The following is a 19,348-nucleotide window of genomic DNA, read 5'->3' on the forward strand; positions in this document are numbered from 1 at the left end:
GACCTTGATTATAGGGCTTGAAATTGATTTGTTTCATGCTTTTAAGATACTAAATATCAGGCACATGAACAAACTAACTCAGCTGTAATCAATTGATTATGAACGAAAAAAGAGGGAATCCGTTTTTGGACACCCTCTTTATAGTTGACTTTTATTTAATTCAGATTAAATACCTTGCTTGTTATTGGTATATTCTGAAATGATATCGAGTTTAAGATCTTTAAAAAGTTGATGAACTTCATTCATCCGATCGATGGTCAACTGTGTAAGGTAGGCCTTTGCTTTTTTCGGATTCTTTTTGAGTAGCGCTTGAGCTTTTTCATCAACATCAGCTTGCTCCGCAAAAAAACGGGCCTCCATTGGCTCTCTCTTTGAGCGCAATAATTCAGAAGCATCTTGCCAACGCAGATACATAAGGTTATCGACAAAATCTACTGCCCAACGAATACTATTGTCTTGATAATAAGCTGGATTATACACTTTGTAGCATTCGGCAACATCACTTACACCGGTGTAAATTGGTACATAGGCACTGGTGTAGGCGTTATCCACATAAAACCAATATACACCGCCAACTTCATCGGGTAACCATCCGCGTAATTGGGCAACCATACCATATTCACCACGTGCTCTGGCAACATTTCTACGGCTATTAATATTCATTACCCTACGCATTTCAATGGTTGGGAAGGGTGTGGCAAAAGCGCTTTTGATCATCTCACCATCTTCGTTAGGATAGTACCAAGTAGACGCATTTTCCTTATCGTAAACAGTGCCTGTAAATGTAGAGCGTTGAAATGCCATGACATCCTGAACCGACATTTTTTTCTCTGGCTTAACAGAAAAAGGATAGCTTGATAATGGCTCTACATATTGGGTGTATTGATTTTCACCTTCCCACACAGACTCGGTAAAGCGGTCTGGCCACTCTTTAAAGTTGGGAGCATAGGTCGCATAAAATAACCAAAAACGTGAAGTGGACCATTCGCGTGGGAAAGGAGAGTAGGCTTCTTGCCAAATAAATGGCAATCCCGAATCAGGGTTGTACCAGCCTCGATCAATGGCTTCCTGCTTGTAGTTTGACGAAGCACGATAGTTATCCTTGTCCTCAATATCAATTTGTTTTATAATACTCCAGTTCGGAATTATCATTGCATGATCATCAGGCACTCGTTGTGCAGCCCAAATACATCCTGGCTTACCACTTTCCTTCTTCCATTCGTTACCTACACTAAAAACTTCCAAAACCCATATCTCTTCAGTATCGGCAATAACCAACGATTCACTTTCGTCCACACAGGATGGTAGAAAACCGTATGTTTCCAATAATTGGGTGATGAGTTGAAGAGCATCTTCTGCTGTGGTACACCTTTGTAAAGCAAACGCTTGTGCCTGTTCAATGGTCATTATTTGTTCACAAACGGAACGATCAAGCATTAATTCAGCTCGTTGGCTAAGGGTACTTTCTCCAATTGCCAGCTGCTTAGAGTTAATTTGTGGATAGGCAGTTTGAAAATAGGCATAAGTTTGTTCCACCTGCGGAATTTGACCAATTACTTCGCCATAATCACCCAAGGGGCGCCCCGATTCGATCATGCCCCAATAAACCGACGCTTTGTCACCAGCTTGATGTGTTTGACTAGGCACGAGATTCAGTCGGCAATCTGGTCCCGCATCAGTATGTGAAACGATGACTGAACCATCGACTGATGCTTTTTTTCCAATAGCAATTACAGTGCAGGCATTTATATGACTGTAGATGCTTAGTGATAAAATAAGTGATATGAATATTGTTCTCATATGTTTAAGTTTATTTTCATCTGTGTTATTTTATCAGGGAAATTGCTTTTAAAACTAATTACACCACCCCGCCTGTCGGCACCCCTCCTAAAATTCAGGAGGGGACGGTTTTTCATCCCTCTCCTCCTTCTTGCCAAGGAGGAGTACCACGAAGTGGGGAGGTGGTTAAAATGCTTAAAAGCGAATTCTCTGGGTATTTTATTGATGAACGATTATCTAAAAATAAATCCTTTTTTTAATGGATCTTGTGGATCGAACCAAAACTCATTTTTCCCTGTTAAATGAGCTGTGCCGGTTACTTGTGGTACTACTGCTTTATGGGGTCCATAAGTGCTTTCCTCGCATACCACTACCTGCATTGTTGTACCTAAAATACTTTCAATGGTAATGCGTTCTCCTTTTTGTAGATCTCCTTTGGCATGATGCAACGCCGCTCGGGCACTAACGCCTGAACCAGTTGGAGATCTGTCAACCTCTCCTTCGGCAAAAATACAAACGTTGCGACTGTGGTTATTGGCATCTTTAGGCTTGCCTGTGAAAATTGTACCATATAAAAAGCTAAGGTCCTCTTCAAATGGATGCTTTATTTCATACTTATCCATTACCGCATATTTGATGCGACGTCCCCAATCAATTAGTTGGTTATAGTCCTTTTCTTCCATGCCAATACCCAGCTTATCAGCATCTACAAAAGCATAAAAAGCACCACCGTAGGCCACATCAAAGGTAACAAGTCCAATACCTTCTACATCTATGGTTTCGTTTTCAAGAAGTAAAAAGGAGGGAACATTCAAAAACGAAACTTTTTCAACGATGTTGTTTTTTCGGTGCGCTGTGGCACGAATAAGTCCCGGAGGGGCATCAATTACCAATTGTGGTTCATCGCCCTCTTTTTGTATCATGCCTGTGTCGAATACTAACTTCGTCAGGGCAATAATAGCGTGACCGCACATGGTGCTGTACCCTTCGTTGTGTATGAAAAAAGTGCCGAAGTCAGCATTGGCGCTAATGGGTTCCGTTATAAGGGCGCCGTACATATCTGCATGTCCACGTGGTTCAAACATGGTGCCTGTGCGTATATGATCCAGGTTATCTCTAAAATACCGACGCTTTTCTAGGATGTTAGCACCTTTTATTTCGGGTAAACCACCATAGATTACTCTCAAAGGTTCGCCGCCAGTGTGCAGGTCAACGGTTTGTATTTGTAGCCACCCTTTGGGTGGCGTCCAATTCCAATTGTTCAGCTTAATCATATTTTGTATAAAAAATAATGAGATTAGGCTTGAGGCTGCGGAGGCTATTTGCAAGAAGAGGTGTATGAAAGTTTGTTGATAACTTACATAGCCACATCTTAAGCGTTCGACTATTTATAAATCCACTTCCTCGCCTAGTTTGTTTTCGCAAGCTTTTTCGTATACTAACTTAGCTGCAAATAAATCAAAAATGCCATGTCCAACTGTTTTGAATAGTCGTGTTTCTCTGAAACCCAGCTCATTGGCATGTTCAATGAGTAGCGATAAATGCTTTACTTGCTCGGGTTTAACTAGTTGTTGTTCAAGAGGAAATATTAAGTCACCACTTTCAGTTTTACCATGTTCAGCATCGATCCAGACGCTATCTACCAATCGAAATATTGATTCTGGAAGTTCGCGCATATCTGGTTTGTAGGAACCAACACTGATAAAACATTTTCCTAAGATCAGATCTTCGAGGTTGGGTATAACAGGTTCTGTTGAACAGGTAGCAGTTATCACTATTTCGCTGTTAACAACTACTTGTTGGGCATCTTCGCAAAGAGCTACATCTACATGGGGGCATTTATCGGCCATGAAACTGATAAATTCAGCAATGGTTTTTGGGGAGCGATCATAAACATAGACACGTTCGAGGTCGCGCTCATGGCTTGCAAGCCAAGCAATATGTCGACCTTGAGCTCCTCCACCAATAACACCTATGGTAGTTGCTAAGGGATCGGATAAATGACGAATACCAACACAGGCTACGGCAGCTGTTCGCATAGCTGTTAGCTTGGCTCCGTTGAGAATAGCTAAAGCCTCGCCAGTGGCACCGTCATTTAAAATAACGGTACCATTAATGGCGGCTTTACCTTTTTTTATATTCTCAGGAAACACAGATACTAACTTAGTGGCAAACAAATCAGGACCCACCGATGGCATCAAAAGCAAAGTGTCATCGTTAACGTCAACATGCATACGATTAGGTGTGAAATAATCCTTGTCATCGGCCGTTGATAAGGCCAATTCCATCATGTCTGTCCATAAAGTTGGTTCAGCTATTTGTTCTATGATCTGTGAAGATAAAATTCGCATATTTATGTATTAAAAAGCTTTTAGGCGTTCGTTCTCAACATCTTCGATAGTCTTAGCCAAAGGTTTACCCAACAAACGATATCCATCATTTGTAATCAGGAAGTCTTCCTCATTTCTGCAACCACCAAAATCTTTGTATTCCTCAAGTTTATCGAAATTTAAGAACTCTGTCAAATGTTTTTCAGCTTTCCACTTATCAATTAATTGTGGAATGAAGTAAATGCCTGGTTCAATGGTAAGTACAAAGCCTGGTTCCAGCTTACGTCCTAAGCGTAAAGATTTCATGCCAAACTGGGTACTTTTCAGTTCGTTTACGTATCCTACATGTTGCTCACCTAAATCTTCCATATCGTGTACATCAAGTCCCATCATATGACCTAAACCACATGGGAAGAACATGGCATGTGCACCAGCTGATACTGCATCATCAATATTGCCATTCACAAAACCTAAATCTTTCATTCCTCGTAACACTTCACGTGCCGACTCCAAATATATTTCTTTAAAAGAAACACCTGGTTTCAGCATTTCAATGGCTTTCTCATGGGAGTTTAAGGCCACCTGATAAATATCGCGTTGGCGCGGACTGAATGTTTTGCCAGTTGGGAAAGTACTGGACATATCACCTGCATAACCCATGTTGGTTTCAGCACCCGCATCCAATAGGAATAACTGACCATCTTTAAGAGTGTTGCCATGATAATGGTTATGGAGTGTCTGACCATTGATGGTTGCGATTACTGGGAATGAAATAGAGCCATCTTCAGCCAAAGCTATGCGCTCTACTTCTGCAGCAATTTGAGCCTCGGTCATGCCTGGACGAGCAGTTCGCATAGCCGCCTGGTGCATTTCAACGGTTGTGTTAACCGCTTTTTCAATTTCAATAATTTCTTCGTCGGACTTATAGTTACGTTGATTAACAACTGCCAATGTTAGCTCAAGTGATGCTTTAGTAGCTATCTCTGATGGTTGAATATTTAACCATTCGAGTAGTTTAATCTTGCTTTCGCCTCGATAAACAGGTAGGAAGTGGATCGGGCGACCTGCCTTTTGGGCTGCAGCAAGTGTTTCAGTTAGTTCGGCAGTGGTACCTGCTTTGTTAACACCACATGTGGCTGCTCTTTCTGCAATGGTAGGTTGATTACCCATCCACACAATGTGGTCAATGGTGTAGTCATCTCCGTATACAGCCGTATCGCCTGTTTCGGCATCTACCACACCGACTAAATCAGGGTGGTTAAGGCCGAAAAAATACAGAAAACTACTATCCTGGCGGTAGCGATAGGTGTTATCGGCGTAGTTCATTGGACTCTCTGAATTGCCAATAAATAGTAATAATCCTTTGTCAACATCCTTTGCTAACTGCTGACGACGTTTGATATAGGTTTCTTTTGAAAACATGATAGTGATGGTTTGTAGTTATTTAATTTGATAATTTTTTGGAGGCGTAAGCTTGTGCAGATGTTTTACGAAGAAATCCCAGCGCTTGCGAATAAGATATTTGTCGTAATAAACCTGACTATGATCTTTATTAGGGATCAACAGAATTTCAAAATCTTTGTTGGCTTTGATTAATTCAGCTGCCAAACGCATTGAAGCTGTTGGGTTTACATTTTGATCCATGTCGCCATGCACGATTAAAAGATCGCCTTGTAAGTTTTTGGCATTGAAATAATTACTTTGCTCATCATAATGTTTACCAGCTGGATAGCCCATGTATAATTCAGGCCACCATGCCTTTGCAGAGCGGTGATCGTGGTTGCCAGCTGTTGCCACACCAACTTTATAAAAATCAGGATAAGCTAATAGTGCGCGTGCGGCGTCATAACCTCCTGCTGAATGGCCAAATATGCCAACTCGGCTGGCGTCTATCCATGGGTATTGCTCAGCCAATGTTTTGATGGCTATCATTTTATCAGGGCCACCAATGTCACCTAAGTTTTTATACGATACATCGTGGAAAGCTTTAGAACGAAATGCCGATCCCATGCCATCAATGTTGATCATGACAAAACCAAGCTGTGTTAGTGGGGTATCATCGTTCGATAGACCACGGTAAAATGTTTTAGGTGCTCTAATGGTTTGTGGACCACTATAAGTACCTTCAATGATGGGATACTTTTTAGTAGGGTCAAAATTGCGAGGTTTGAATAATACGCCGTAAATATCTGTTTGGCCGTCACGTCCTTTTACTTTAAATGGCTCTGGTTTTTGCCAACCCATGGCCAATATTTCCGATATGTCACCTGTTTCTAAATGTGCAATTGTCTTACCGTCTTTACTACGGCGCAATACAGCTATGTTAGGCTCTTGTACGGTAGAGTAATTATCTACAAATGTTTCGCCATTTTTTGAGAAGAATACAGTATGATGAGCATCTTCAGGGCTTAGTTTTTTTAAACCTTTACCATCGAAGCGAACAGAATATAAAATGGGGTAGTAGGGATCGATGCCAGCTTCTTTACCTCCTGCAGTGAAGAAGATTCGTTGATTTTTTTCGTCAACATATTTAATATCACGTACCACATAATCGCCTTTGGTAACCTGATTAATAAGCTCTCCACTTTCCTGGTCAATCCGATAAATGTGTTGCCATCCATCACGTTCAGATAACCAAAGTAATTGCTTTTGTTTATTTAGTATTTTTAAATCCCCCGTGTTAGGATCTACATACGTAGGTGCGCTCTCAGTAAAGAGAGTTCTTGTTGTTCCAGTGCTGGTTGTCACTTCAAAAACATCAACAGATTGATAACCTCTGTTGTAACTAATCTGGTAGGCCTTACTGCCATCTTTTGTCCAATTAAAGCCATAAGGCAAAAAGGTGGCTTTGGCGGGTATGTCCAATAGTTTATACGAACCTTTGTTTACATCGATCAGGATGAATTCTTTGGTAGCAACAATACTGTCACCCGCAAGAGGACGTTCATATTCCCTTACTTCAGCACGATGTCCATCTTCTGGTAATGCTTTGTATAAGTAAAGGTTACGTGCCTGACGACGATCATTTTTGCTGGCAATAATGTATTGCCCATCGGGCGACCAGTTAATGTCTAACTCCAAAGGATGATCAGAATCTGATTCGATGTTTTTTACAGAGTACCACGATGGCGATACGGCATAGCCATACGTTTGAGTTCCGTCTTTTGTAATTTGTACAGAGTCATTTCCTGTCTTTATCCAAATATTGTAGTTATGAACAACTGCTACTTTCGATTTGTCAGGAGATGGAGCGGATAGCTTTTGAGTCTTTTCCTTTTTGTAGTTCGATAAGTTATTGTTGGCAATATCGTAGTTATACCACTTTTCTTCTGCTTTAAATTGTATGGAACTTCCATCTTTTTCAACTTTAATGGATGATATTGGAAGTTGGTAGGTACTAACTTCTTTATCTAACTCCTCACTTAATAGTCTTGCCAGCTGTTTTTGCATGAAAAGGGGTGATTTTTCACCTGTTTTCTCAAGGCACTTAATGTATTCCGTTCCATTTTTGGTGGAGATACTATACCAAAAGAAATCAGCTCCTTTCACTCTTTGTGGATTAACCCACGAGGTGTAGTATTTCTTGGTAATGTTGGCTGAGATAAATTGTTCGGCATGCTTGTAGTCGGTTGTGTCAATGCTAATCTGGCTATTTGCCGTAGCCAGATAGCAAGTGATACCTAAAAGAAAAAGAATCTTTTTCATCGTTCTTTAATTTACTTTTAAAATAGTTTAGTTTGTTTTCATCACTTGTGTTAAGTGATGGTGTATGATGATGAAGATGGTTTTTGAAACCACCTCAAATAATTAATTCAGAAAGTAGTGTTTAGAATATCCAACACTCGAATAGCCCCATGCCAAATCGGCCATAAAGACTTACCAAGGCAATGGATGAAAAGGATAAATGCAGCATTGAGTGCTTTTGTAGAGTAAAGCACTGTTTTGAATATGAGATATTTGCTGCTCGTAAATTCATTACAATTTCTTTGTAAGGGATTGCAATGTAATAAATTCAAATTATTTCGGCGTGCCTAATACTGAAAAATATAGATAACCTGATTTTATTCAGGTTATCATTCTTATCTGTATCTTATAATAATTTTTGAAGTGCTGTTTCAAGTTCTTCTATGCTTTCTTTGCTATATCCAGTCTTAAAATAGACAATTTTACCATTGCTGATAATTAGATTACTAGGAAGATGTTGAGGTTTCTGACCTATTTTAAACTGTTCATCTGGATTCAGTTGAAAAATGTAATCGCACAGGTCGCGATGATTATGCAGGTGGAAATAGATGAAATCATTTTTCTGGAGGTCGAGCCATTCAATAACATCCTTTTCTTGCTCACTGTTGATGGCCAAAAACAAAACACCGTCTCGCTCATATGTATCAACTAACTTGTTTAAATGGGGTATTTCTTTAGCACACGGCTGACACCAGGTAGCCCATAAGTTGATGACAAAAATTCGATTGTTACTTTCATCAGCTAAAAAATCATCCTGTTGCAATATTTTGCGTATGGGTTCATCAATACTAGTGTAATTGCGAAATACATTGGTTTGTTGCCATCGAGAAATAACATTGTTACTAATTAATAACAAGATGAAACAGCAGGAAATTATGAGTGGACCTTTTTTAATCATTGCGTTGCTTGCTAGGTTATCTGAAGTTTTTTGTAAGTATGGCTCGTTGAATTAGGAATATGGTTGCTAAAACATAGAGGCTAATGACCAGAATCATAGTAGGACTTAATACTGCATTTCCAACAATGGCTTTAAAACTAGACAGAGGAGCCATTTGAAAATAGTCCACTTCAAATTTACGACTAAGGAGACTCACCAGCCATGATTCCATCAGCCAATAAAAAAAGAAAGGCAGTACAATTAAGTGACTGGGTTTAAGAAGACCAATGAATAGAGCTGCGTTGCCAATGGCAAACAAAAATAAACAGAATGACAATAGGCTGTTAAGGTTAAGTTGGGTAATTAGTTGCCACGGAAAGACACCGAAGAATAAGCCAGCACACACGTTAGCAATATAGTTGATAAAAAGAAAAATAATGAGGTAGACGATTAGTTGAACCTGACAGTAGATAAACAATTTTGCTCTTGAACTACCGAAATATAATAAGCTACTGTAGTAGCCTGATGTATATAGGTGTGAAACCATTTGTATTAGCCACATGGCAAAGAAAAGGGCAGGTAAAGTTGATGATAGGGTACTTTGGACTAAGTGTTTGGCCAAAGCTCTATCCATAAGATGGTCATTGCTCCCAGACCAAAGTGATAAAAACGACGATAATAGCAATATTAAGCCGAGAACAAGTAGAGGAATAAGTGTTCGCCAGCTAGCCATAAGCTGGTATTCGAATTTTAAATAGCGTTTTAACATATTAGGCTTGGGCTTGTAAATATTTTAAGATGGTTGATTTATCTTTATTATTATTTAATTCATCCTTACGCAGTATTTTTTTTATACGACCACTGTCCATAATATAGGCTTGCTCAATGCTGTTGGAAAGCTCATTTAATAAATGTGTGGATAAGAGAATTAATTTGCCAGCATGAACTTCAAGCTCAATGAGATCGTGTAATTTTTCGATGCCCAATGGGTCGAGCCCGTTGAATGGCTCATCCCAAATAAGTATTTGAGGATTACCAATTAAAGAGATTATCAATGAAAGTCGTTTTATCATGCCAACAGATAATTCTTTAAAACGTTTATTAATGGCCTCATTCAATTCCCAAAATTGTAACCAATGATCAATAGTTTTAGAGTTCACACTTTTCTCTAGCTGGGCCATTGTTAGTATTTGTGAAACAGTAAGGTTCGGTTCTGTTTTAAATGGTTCTAAAGAAATACCCAATTGATTGCGGTAGTTTTCTGCATAGTGTATGTTGTTTATTTCAATAGTGCCATTCGATGGTATCTCAAAACCAGCTATTAATCTGAACAATGTGGATTTGCCACTTCCATTGGTGCCAGCAAAAACATGTAATCCGCTAGTACTTGTTTCTATTGATAATTGGTCAATAATAAGCTGTTTGCCATAGCAATGATTTAATTTATTAATTTTCAACATTAGCTGTGCTGTTTTCTTCAAATTGTAACTCAAGTGATTTTTCCCATTGTAAATCTTCAATGGCTTTTTCAGGTAATGGTCTTTGCTTTATCATGCTATAGTTTTCCCAAAATTCAGGGTTGTAGGGGTAGTTTTGCTCAAAAGAGTTTTCATGTTTATCTAACTGTTCTTTTAAGCGTATGCGTTCGCGTTGTTTGCGGTCAGTTATTATATTGGTAATAACAAGTAGTTGTTCTGCCCACTGATGAGATTTTATCCTTCTATCTTTCTCTTCTGCATCGGGGTTTTCGTATATGAGCATTTTTGCTTGAGGAAATACCAGCGCCTTCGTATATTTCAAGTAGTATTTGTGGTTGATTTTCTGAAAGCTGATGATCGAATTTCTATTAAATAGTTTACGAATTTCTTTTTGATGAGGTATATCATCTCGTTCCTTTGCTTTGTCAAAGTATTGTAATTGATGAATGCCATAATCCTCCGCATCGATATATATGTAACCTCCACTAAAGAAATTTTTGCTCTCAGATGCTCTAGTGCCATCGGGAAATAGCTGATTGTATTCAAATTTTACTTTATAGACCTTAGCGGAGTCTAACCACATCGCGCCTTCAAGTTCATATTTAAAAGTTTCATAATCACACAGGGGCTTGTACCACCATTCGTTTTTGTAGGCGCGTACTGGATTGTTATAAGCTCGGTAAAAAGTATTTCTATGTCCGCCATGTATAAACTTCTCCATTCTTTTATATGCCCATTTGTATTTGGCACTTAATGGAATGAGGTAGTCTTTACTTTTTCGTATTTCTACTAACTTAATTTTTGTTGTTGTAGTGGGCATGTCTATTCCTTTATCTTCAATTAGTAAGGTCGCTTCAATTAATTGCGTAAAAGTGGAATCCCTAAATCCTGTTCGGCGATAAAAGGCTTCCATTTGAGCTGTTTTTCGATGGTAATTACGTTTGATATGTTTTGTTGCCATGCGTACTAAGTCTTCTGCTGTATTGCCGTTGGGTAGTACCAATACTTCGTTGAGGTTGTATGGCTTAGGGCGTAAAGTAATTTCCAAACTTTTGCAGTCCTTTTCAGGTATTGTTAAGGTTGTGTCGGCGTATCCCATGCAAGCAAAGTTGAGTGGAAAACCAGATAAGATAGATGGAATATTTACTTCAAACTCACCTTCTGAATTTGTGATAGAGCCAATGCCCCAATCGCGTTGTATTATATGAGAAAATGGAAGAGGTTCACCCGAATGTAAGTCAATTAGCTTGCCACTTATACGAATGGTTTGTTCATTAGGGTTAGTTACAATAAGGTTGTTACCTTTTAGCTGGATATCTAAATGACTTTCAAAAGAAAGTTTATGGATGCAATCTTCAACAGCCAACGAGTCTAGTGTGATATAAATAGTTTTCTGAAGATTAACCAAATCTTCGCTAAAGCAGAGTTCCAATTCGTATGCTTTGGCAATGCTATCCAGGTAGAAGTGAGTGGTTTTTTGTGCATGAGCAATTATTAGTGAAAAAAACAAGCAAAGGATTATGAAAAAGAATTGTCTCATAATGATAGGGTTAGGGTGTTGTTATTTTGTTTTAGCTTTAATTGTAAAGTGAGGGCAATTATGTCTAGTGCATCATAGGCGCTATTTTCTTTAATACTACCACTAAAACGCAGTTGCCCAATTTGTGATGTTTGCAGTATAACTTTTACATTATAATAGTCTTCAATCTCTTGAATAACCGTAAAAAGAGGAGTGTTCTTAAACCTTAGTTGTTTAGTGGCCCATGCAGAGGCATTTCGGCTCGAGAGTTGCTTAATTCTATATTGTCCATCAATGGATTGAATGGATTCTCCTGGCTTTAATATGTATGTGTTGCTGAAAGCTCTTTTTTCTTTGAATGCTACGCTTCCTTTATCAAGAAAAACTTGTGTTGCTTGGTTGCTATTAGCAATAATGGTGAATTCTGTGCCCAGAACTTTGGTGGAGGCATTAGCCGTTTCTACAATAAATGGTTGTTTGTTGTTATGAGTAACATCAAACCAAGCTTTTCCTATGAGTGTTACTTTTCTTTTTGTACCATTAAATTCAATTGGATAAGTAATTTTACTCCCACGAGCTAGTATTACGCACGTACTATCGGGTAAGTGAATCTGCTGCTGATTGCTTGTTATAATAACTTGTTGATCGGTTTTCTTTGATAATATAGCAATGGTGCTACCAATAGCAATGAATAGCATTAGTATGGCCGCCACTTTGCCTATTTGATTTATGATACGGCGACGCGTTATACGCTTATTGACTTTTAATAGGGCTTTATTTACGTTTGGTGAAAAATGGCTTTTGCTGAAAGAGCTATCGGACCAAATAAAGCTGAATGCTTTAAAAAACGATTCATTATCAGCTGATGTTTTTCTCCATTCGTCAAGCTCGCGTTTCATCTGTGGTGTTATAGATGAATCAAGCTTTGAAAGAATTTTATCTATAGGAGCCTGTTTGGGCATGGGCTTTTTTCTTTAAAGAGGAAGCCCAAATTAAATACCCCTAAAGATTTCCAATAAAAATTACAATTATCAGGTTTTTAATATGTGGATGAAGTTCCTTTTTTAGTTTGTGAATGGCAATAGATAGTTGGTTGTCAACTGTTTTGATTGACAGGTTTAAATATTCAGCAATTTCTGTATTTGTTAAACCTTCGTAACGACGTAGCAAAAATATCTGTCGGCATTTATCTGGTAAGTTACTAACGGCCGATTGGATATAGGTTTTAAAGGCTTCCCAGTTTTGTTGCTCTTCATCACTTAGCTCTGTAGGTGCTTCAAGAGCATATTTATTTTCGTAGAAGCGTTGTGTTTTATTCTTTTTTATTAACCATAAGCATTGATTGTATACCGATTTGAAAAGATAAGATTTGACATTAGTAGCCTGCGTGATTTTTGTTCTCTTTTCCCATAAATGAACAAACGTGTCTTGCACAGCTTCTTCGGCCATTGATTCGGAACGGATAATGGTTAAGGCAAACCGACAAAGTGGAGTGTAGTATAATTTGAATAGTGAATCGAATGCTCTTTTATCACTCGATTTAAGATCGTTGAATAGTTTTTGTTCATTAGAGGATGGTCTCATCAGGTTTTTGTTAGTCCTCAAATGTAATTTATTTTAGATTCTGTATAAATCTTTTTAAGAAAAAAGGCCCATGTCAATAACATGAGCCTCTATTTTAATTAGATTATTTGTGCTATTTAAAAAGCATAGCGAATACTAAGTGATAGACCCATGTTGAAATTTTGATCTGTTGGGCCAAAGCCAAATTGTGGCATCGTATCTAAGCTAAGGTTGACTGGTACTTCTTCAAAGTTGTACTCTGCACCAATCTGTCCTCCAATGCCAAGGTACACACCTGAATCCCCGCTTCCACTGTAATCATTGCTATAGCTCCATGATCCAAGGGTAGCTGCTGGTCCGGCATACCAGTTAAAACCACTTTCAATATCCCAAACCCATTGGTAAGCGCCTGATAGATTAAAACCAGTGCCATTGTTATTGGTATTAAAACCCAAATCTACTTCTACTCTGTTGTAATTTGAGATGCCATACTGATAGCTTACTTGTGATCCAAAGGTGTTGCCAGCACCAATTCTGGCTCCAATGGCGTGTTTGTTTTTCACCTGACCAAAGGCAGCCAAGCCCACAACGCATAGAGCGATTGTCATTAATTGCTTCTTCATTTTAAAAATTAAGGTTAAACTTTATTTAAGTGTGTTAGGTTTATTTATAAGGTATTTCAAAAAAGAAAGTGGCGCCTTTTCCTCTGTCAGATTCAACCCATATTTTGCCATTGTGCTCGTCAATTGCAATTTTACAAAAGCTTAAACCTAGTCCATTGGAGTTAGCCTGACCTGACTTTTTTGTATCTACCTGCTGATAAAGGTCAAAAATACTTTCTTGATACTCCTGCGGTATGCCACGTCCCTCATCGCTTACCGACAAAAGTAATGATTTTTCATTAGGCTGTTCTTTAAGTATACTTCTTAGAGAAATTTGTCCATTGACTGAACTGTACTTAATGGCATTGGTTAAAAGGTTGATGTATACTCGTCGCATTATATCCTTATCAACACTAAGCTGCATAGGCGTTATTAAATTGAGTATTTCTATCTGGCTGTCTTTTAATAAAAAACGAACTTCATCAATGGCTTCGTTAGCCAGTTGTCGTATGTCGCAATTTTGATAAAAAAGTTTTAAAGAGTGGGTTTCGTAGCGTCGAACATCTAATATGTTTTCAACCAAACAAAGCATTTGGCGGCTAGCACTATTAATGTGCTCAAGGTATTCGCTTTCGTTTAATGATGAAAGCCCAATAATGCCATTTAACGGGTTTTTTAAATCATGCACAATCATATTGATCATACTTTCTTTAAACGATTCTAATTGCTTGTTGTGTTCAATGGACTGCTGCAGCTCAAGCTTTTGTTGTTGCAATCTTTCTTTTTGGCTTAATAAAGTAGCTGTGCGTTCTGTGACTTTTTTCTGTAGAGCAAGCTTGGTTTTACTTAACTCTTTAACACGCATTCGGTGGATGAACAATATGGTAATGGTAATGAGTATAAAAAAAGCAATGTATACCCAGTAAGATTGCCACCATGGTAAGCGTTTTTTTATCATTATATGTTTCGCCGCATCAACAATGGGTTTGTTGTTTGTGCTGTTAATTGGGTAAATGCTTAGTTTGTAGTTGCCTGGTTTGATATTCAAAAACGAAATGTCGCCATTGGAAGTATAGGTTTTGCCACTTTTGGCATCATCAGAAATTGTATAAACGATGCCGTTATTACCATGACTTTTATAATTGATTACATTGGCATGGATGCTAAATAAATCAACGTGATGCGGTATGGTTATTTCTTTTGTGTAATTAATTTGCTGTGGTAAGAATAAGTTATCGGCATACTGTTGTAATGGTTTAACAAGCTTGTTGTAAATCTTAAATTCGCTAATAAAAACAAATGAGTCTTTGGGCTTTGACTGGTATTTTTTTGTATTGATAATGTTAAAACCATTTGTGCCTCCAAACAATAATTGTGTATTATTAAGTTTGTAAAAGGCTCCGGGATGAAACTCTTTTCCTTGCACATTTATACTGTTGATGTTTTCAACGGTTGCAGAGATACGATTGTATTTCAGTAGACCTGAAGAGGTACTCAACCATAAAGCACTATCGACTTCAATAATACCATAATAGTTGATGTCAGTAGGCATTGTTTTTATCAACTCAAAGTCATTGAGTGTTTTGTTTAATTGATAAACACCTTTATTAGTAGCGATGTAAATAGCCGAGTCTACGGTTACGCATGTGCTGTAAGAGATATGTGAGCCTACCGATTGATACATTTCGCCAGAGCCTGTAGAGGTGTTGATTTTAATAACTCCTTTGCCAGCACTTGAAAGCCACAGGTGGTTCGTGTCAATAATTTCAATGTGAAAGAAATCGAGTAATTCGTATTGATTTTGGTGGTAGACCTTAATTTTAGTGAATTGTTGATCCTCAAATTTATATAAACCACCATCGACAGTAGCCACATAGGTGAGCGTGTCATTGGCTGCTTTTACATCTCTGATAAAATTACTGGTAAGTTTTGAATTGTATTTGTTATAGTTGTATATCTTATTGTTTTTAAGATTAATGCAGAATAGTCCATTGTTATAGGTACCCGCATATATAATATTTGAATGTATGTTAGCTGTTAGCGAAGTAACAGGCAGGCCTTCGAGTACTTTTATTGCCTCGGCATATATGCCGGAGCGATTGGCTGCTTTAAAATCTTGGTTAAGAATGCTAATGCCATTTTCGGTGGCAACCCATAATAAGCCATTGCTATCTTTTACAAAGCCATTCACATTTTTATTGGGCAACAGTTGTCTTTCATTATCTGATTGATAAATGTGTCGAATACCATCTCCTTCATAATTAGCTTTGCTAAAGCCTGCTTTAAAATACCCAACCCATAAAATACCATCATCATCTAGAAATAGACTTTCCAGTTGATTGCTTGTAAGGGTATTTTTGCTGTTTGTTTGAGTAAGGCGCTGAACGGAGTAGTTATTGTTATCTATAATATATAAACCGCCGCCATCTGAACTAATAAACGTACCGTATTTAGGATGGCATATGATATCAGATATATGTGATTGGTTTAGTTCACTAGCAAGTTGCTTTGGTAGCTGAAGTAATTCATAGTCCTCATTTAATAAAATTAGGCCATTGTATTCGGTGCCAATCCAATACTTATTCTGATGGTCTCTAATAACTTTAGTGATGTTGTTAGTTGAGCCTTCAATCTCACCAACTCTTTTGTAAGTGCTTGTGTGAGTATTGAATTCAATTATTTCACCAGAATTCGTGAAAATGCTAAGCAAGTGTTCGTCCTTAGGAACAATTGCTCTTATGTCGGGGATACCTTTTCTTAATATCTCAGCAAAATCGTAATGTATGAATTGGTTTTTACTATTGAAAACACTAAGGCAGTAGTTGGAACCTATGTATAGGTTGTTTTCAAACGTAGTTAAGCAGTTAATATAATTATCACTAATGGTTGAGTTGCTAAGCTCTGGTAATGCCCAAAAGTGTCGGTATTCTCCAGTTTCAATGTTAACGTTGAATAAGCCATCGCCCCAGGTGCCAGCCCACAATTGATTGTTTTGCAATTCACTAATGGTAGTTATACTTGTTACGGGAGCTTGCAATGTGTGGGTTGAGTCCGTAATAAATTGATGGAGTGGAATAAAGCCCTGTCCGTTAAATAAATCAATGCCTTGTTCGGTACCAATCCACATTAAACCATTTTCCGTTTTGTAAAAACACTTGATTGTGCTATTAGACAAGCCATCTTCCAACTGATATGATTTGAATTTAATATCTGTTGCAAATAGTTGAATACTTGTTAGTAGTGCTAATTTAAGTAGTAAAATATACCTGAGCATAATGCAATGTGTTTTACCAAATCTTGAGTTAAAGTGCTTGATTAACATTTGATTACCTTAATTAACCATTGATAAGGTAATCTCGATTAGTTTGGCATATTAATTGGGATTACCCTTATAGATTTTTTTCATAGATTTGGGTTAGGTTAGAGAAAAGGACAGGAGCAACGGCTTTATGTCCTTTCTTTTTATTTATGCACCATCATTGTACGTGCCAATTCGTCGGCGGTTTCAGTACCGCACAATTCATTTACTAAATTAAGAGAAAAAAGCATTGCAGCACCAATCCCGTTGCCTGTTATGTAGTTATGATCCTTAGCAACAGGTGTTTTTTCAATTGAGGCTCCGGTAAGGTGTTTCTCAAAGCCAGGGTAGCATACAGCTTTCTTATTCTTTAAAAGTCCAAGCTCACCTAAAATCAATGGGGCAGCACAAATAGCACCTATAACTTTGTTGTCTTTGTCAAAGTCAAGAATAATCTTTTTTAATTGATCGTTATCGTTCAGATTAAGTGTGCCAGGCATTCCGCCGGGCAAAATGGCTGCATCAAAAGCGCTGAAATCAGTATCTTTTAATAATTGATCGGCTATTATTGTAATGTTATGTGAGCCGGTTACCTCTTTCGTATTGCTAATACTAACACTTGTAACTTTAATATCAACTCTCCTTAAAACATCGATTGGAGTAATGGCTTCAACTTCTTCAAAGCCATCAGCTAAAAATACGACTACCTTTTTCATATGATTATAATTTTCTTTCATTTGCCATATGGAACTCTCAAGTAAATTTTATCATCCCCCTGTGTGAAAAATTAGATGCTAAATTTACATGGTCGTTTCATATGATTATAATTTTGTTATATCCTTGACATAGAGTTTATTTCAAAATATGTTGTAAACGCCAAGAAGTTAAATTTTCATATTCATGCTCGAGGCAATAGTCTTGTGTGCTTAGCGTTTGAAGTCAGTTTCATGTACGGGGTTTCCATATCTTAATATGGATGTTTCAACCTCCAGTAAAAATCGACCTTTAGGCAACTTCTTTTTTAATCTCTATTTCAACTCCCATTTCTTTTAAGAGTTGAATCTGTCTTTTAATTTGTTTTTCCTTTTTAATCTCTTGTAAATACTCTGCCCCTAGCTCTCTGTAAGCTACTTTGTCTTGTAGAATGTAGTAGGCGGCTATCAGGATCTTATGTCCTATTGCTACTAATGCTCTTTTCTTACCTCTGCGTCCTACAAGACTATCATACTTACTCNTCCATATCTGAATATGGATATTTCAACCTCCAGTAAAAATCGACCTTTAGGCAACTTCTTTTTTAATCTCTATTTCAACTCCCATTTCTTTTAAGAGTTGAATATGTCTTTTAATTTGTTTTTCCTTTTTAATCTCTTGTAAATACTCTGCCCCTAGCTCTCTGTAAGCTACTTTATCTTGTAGAATGTAGTAGGCGGCTATCAGGATCTTATGTCCTATTGCTACTAATGCTCTTTTCTTACCTCTGCGTCCTACAAGACTATCATACTTACTGCGTAGATAGGTGTTTTTTGTTCTCGTTGCTGCCCATGCACATTGCACTAGCAAAACCTTAAGATATTTATCTCCATGTGTTATTCGGGTGCTTTTTTTTTACCAGCCGATTCATTGCTTCCCGGAGACATCCCTGCCCATGAAGCTAAATGTTGCTCATTTGGAAACTGATCCATATTATTGCCGATCTCCGCTAAAATATATGCCGCTCCTTCCTTGCCAACGCCAGGAATGGTTGTTAATAACTCAGCATCAAGTTCCAATTCACAGTTCGTTAACTGCTTATCTATTTGTTCGTCTATTTTTGCTATAATCTCCTGTTTGCTTTCTATTGATGCCTTAACCGTTTGAAGCATAAATCGATGATGTTTCGTCAGTTTTCCTTTCAGGGAAGCAGCAAGCTCTTCTACTGAGGATTGCATTTTACCATGACGAAGCTTCACTAGCTCTTTAACATCTTCTTCGCCAGCTATCATCGCATCAATTATTTTGGTAGCTGTGGCACCGTTAAGGTTACTAACTACGCTCGATAATTTTATGTTTGCATCTTCAAGCAACTTGTGTATGCGATTCTTTTCTGATGAAACCTGCTCAATAACTTTACGCTTGTAACGAGTTAAATCCCGTAACTCGCGTATGCCTTTGGGCG

16 protein-coding genes are annotated in these 19,348 nt (G+C 37.9%); all 16 read right to left on the bottom strand.

The features are described 5' to 3' along the window. Positions 1-165: 165 nt before the first annotated feature. Positions 166-1,800 carry a dipeptidase gene (locus FNN09_RS19950; protein ID WP_143304258.1) on the bottom strand — a complete coding sequence of 545 codons (1,635 nt, stop codon included), beginning with the start codon at positions 1,798-1,800 and terminating at the stop codon, positions 166-168. A 212-nt stretch (positions 1,801-2,012) separates the two neighbouring features. Next, complete coding sequence (locus FNN09_RS19955) at positions 2,013-3,053, bottom strand: proline racemase family protein (RefSeq protein ID WP_143304259.1); 1,041 nt, start codon at positions 3,051-3,053, stop codon at positions 2,013-2,015. Positions 3,054-3,167: 114 nt separating this feature from the next. Beyond that, positions 3,168-4,130 carry an ornithine cyclodeaminase family protein gene (locus tag FNN09_RS19960; protein WP_143304260.1) on the bottom strand — a complete coding sequence of 321 codons (963 nt, stop codon included), beginning with the start codon at positions 4,128-4,130 and terminating at the stop codon, positions 3,168-3,170. 9 nt (positions 4,131-4,139) lie between these two features. Beyond that, a complete protein-coding gene (locus FNN09_RS19965) occupies positions 4,140-5,531 on the bottom strand; it encodes an aminopeptidase P family protein (RefSeq protein ID WP_143304261.1) in 1,392 nt (463 codons plus the stop codon). An 18-nt stretch (positions 5,532-5,549) separates the two neighbouring features. Then, entirely contained in the window at positions 5,550-7,814 is a 2,265-nt protein-coding gene (locus FNN09_RS19970) for a DPP IV N-terminal domain-containing protein (protein ID WP_143304262.1), read from the bottom strand. Positions 7,815-8,199: 385 nt separating this feature from the next. Next, positions 8,200-8,751, bottom strand: coding sequence for a TlpA disulfide reductase family protein (locus FNN09_RS19975; RefSeq protein WP_143304263.1), 552 nt, complete (start codon positions 8,749-8,751; stop codon positions 8,200-8,202). A gap of 16 nt (positions 8,752-8,767) precedes the next feature. After that, positions 8,768-9,499 carry a hypothetical protein gene (locus FNN09_RS19980; protein ID WP_143304264.1) on the bottom strand — a complete coding sequence of 244 codons (732 nt, stop codon included), beginning with the start codon at positions 9,497-9,499 and terminating at the stop codon, positions 8,768-8,770. Between the two features lies 1 nt (position 9,500). Further along, positions 9,501-10,190 carry an ATP-binding cassette domain-containing protein gene (locus FNN09_RS19985; RefSeq protein ID WP_143304265.1) on the bottom strand — a complete coding sequence of 230 codons (690 nt, stop codon included), beginning with the start codon at positions 10,188-10,190 and terminating at the stop codon, positions 9,501-9,503. Then, complete coding sequence (locus FNN09_RS19990) at positions 10,177-11,748, bottom strand: carboxypeptidase-like regulatory domain-containing protein (protein ID WP_143304266.1); 1,572 nt, start codon at positions 11,746-11,748, stop codon at positions 10,177-10,179. The genes FNN09_RS19985 and FNN09_RS19990 overlap by 14 nt, the downstream gene beginning before the upstream one ends. Beyond that, positions 11,745-12,689, bottom strand: a complete 945-nt coding sequence (locus FNN09_RS19995; RefSeq protein WP_143304267.1) for a FecR family protein — start codon at positions 12,687-12,689, stop codon at positions 11,745-11,747. The genes FNN09_RS19990 and FNN09_RS19995 overlap by 4 nt, the downstream gene beginning before the upstream one ends. A 40-nt stretch (positions 12,690-12,729) precedes the next feature. Further along, on the bottom strand, positions 12,730-13,311 hold the full coding sequence (locus tag FNN09_RS20000; protein ID WP_143304268.1) for an RNA polymerase sigma-70 factor: 582 nt from the start codon (positions 13,309-13,311) through the stop codon (positions 12,730-12,732). A 116-nt stretch (positions 13,312-13,427) separates the two neighbouring features. Further along, positions 13,428-13,913 carry a hypothetical protein gene (locus FNN09_RS20005; RefSeq protein ID WP_143304269.1) on the bottom strand — a complete coding sequence of 162 codons (486 nt, stop codon included), beginning with the start codon at positions 13,911-13,913 and terminating at the stop codon, positions 13,428-13,430. A gap of 40 nt (positions 13,914-13,953) precedes the next feature. Then, positions 13,954-17,166, bottom strand: a complete 3,213-nt coding sequence (locus FNN09_RS20010) for an ATP-binding protein (protein ID WP_185969080.1) — start codon at positions 17,164-17,166, stop codon at positions 13,954-13,956. A gap of 188 nt (positions 17,167-17,354) precedes the next feature. Then, positions 17,355-17,906 carry a DJ-1 family glyoxalase III gene (locus FNN09_RS20015; protein WP_143304271.1) on the bottom strand — a complete coding sequence of 184 codons (552 nt, stop codon included), beginning with the start codon at positions 17,904-17,906 and terminating at the stop codon, positions 17,355-17,357. 565 nt (positions 17,907-18,471) lie between these two features. Next, complete coding sequence (locus FNN09_RS20020) at positions 18,472-18,753, bottom strand: hypothetical protein (RefSeq protein ID WP_143304272.1); 282 nt, start codon at positions 18,751-18,753, stop codon at positions 18,472-18,474. 26 nt (positions 18,754-18,779) lie between these two features. Then, on the bottom strand, positions 18,780-19,348 hold a 569-nt coding region (locus FNN09_RS20025; RefSeq protein ID WP_143304273.1), incomplete at its 5' end, for a transposase.

Origin of the sequence: Carboxylicivirga sp. M1479, assembly GCF_007097485.1 — a bacterium.
GTDB lineage: Bacteria > Bacteroidota > Bacteroidia > Bacteroidales > Marinilabiliaceae > Carboxylicivirga.

Coding starts and splice junctions, on each gene's coding strand:
- FNN09_RS19995 (WP_143304267.1), bottom strand. CDS start 12,689: ATGCCCAAACAGGCTCCTATAGATAAAATTCTTTCAAAGCTTGATTCA.
- FNN09_RS19980 (WP_143304264.1), bottom strand. CDS start 9,499: ATGTTAAAACGCTATTTAAAATTCGAATACCAGCTTATGGCTAGCTGG.
- FNN09_RS20005 (WP_143304269.1), bottom strand. CDS start 13,913: ATGAAGAAGCAATTAATGACAATCGCTCTATGCGTTGTGGGCTTGGCT.
- FNN09_RS19960 (WP_143304260.1), bottom strand. CDS start 4,130: ATGCGAATTTTATCTTCACAGATCATAGAACAAATAGCTGAACCAACT.
- FNN09_RS19950 (WP_143304258.1), bottom strand. CDS start 1,800: ATGAGAACAATATTCATATCACTTATTTTATCACTAAGCATCTACAGT.
- FNN09_RS20000 (WP_143304268.1), bottom strand. CDS start 13,311: ATGAGACCATCCTCTAATGAACAAAAACTATTCAACGATCTTAAATCG.
- FNN09_RS19990 (WP_143304266.1), bottom strand. CDS start 11,748: ATGAGACAATTCTTTTTCATAATCCTTTGCTTGTTTTTTTCACTAATA.
- FNN09_RS19985 (WP_143304265.1), bottom strand. CDS start 10,190: ATGTTGAAAATTAATAAATTAAATCATTGCTATGGCAAACAGCTTATT.
- FNN09_RS19955 (WP_143304259.1), bottom strand. CDS start 3,053: ATGATTAAGCTGAACAATTGGAATTGGACGCCACCCAAAGGGTGGCTA.
- FNN09_RS19965 (WP_143304261.1), bottom strand. CDS start 5,531: ATGTTTTCAAAAGAAACCTATATCAAACGTCGTCAGCAGTTAGCAAAG.
- FNN09_RS19970 (WP_143304262.1), bottom strand. CDS start 7,814: ATGAAAAAGATTCTTTTTCTTTTAGGTATCACTTGCTATCTGGCTACG.
- FNN09_RS20015 (WP_143304271.1), bottom strand. CDS start 17,906: ATGAAAAAGGTAGTCGTATTTTTAGCTGATGGCTTTGAAGAAGTTGAA.
- FNN09_RS19975 (WP_143304263.1), bottom strand. CDS start 8,751: ATGATTAAAAAAGGTCCACTCATAATTTCCTGCTGTTTCATCTTGTTA.
- FNN09_RS20010 (WP_185969080.1), bottom strand. CDS start 17,166: ATGCTCAGGTATATTTTACTACTTAAATTAGCACTACTAACAAGTATT.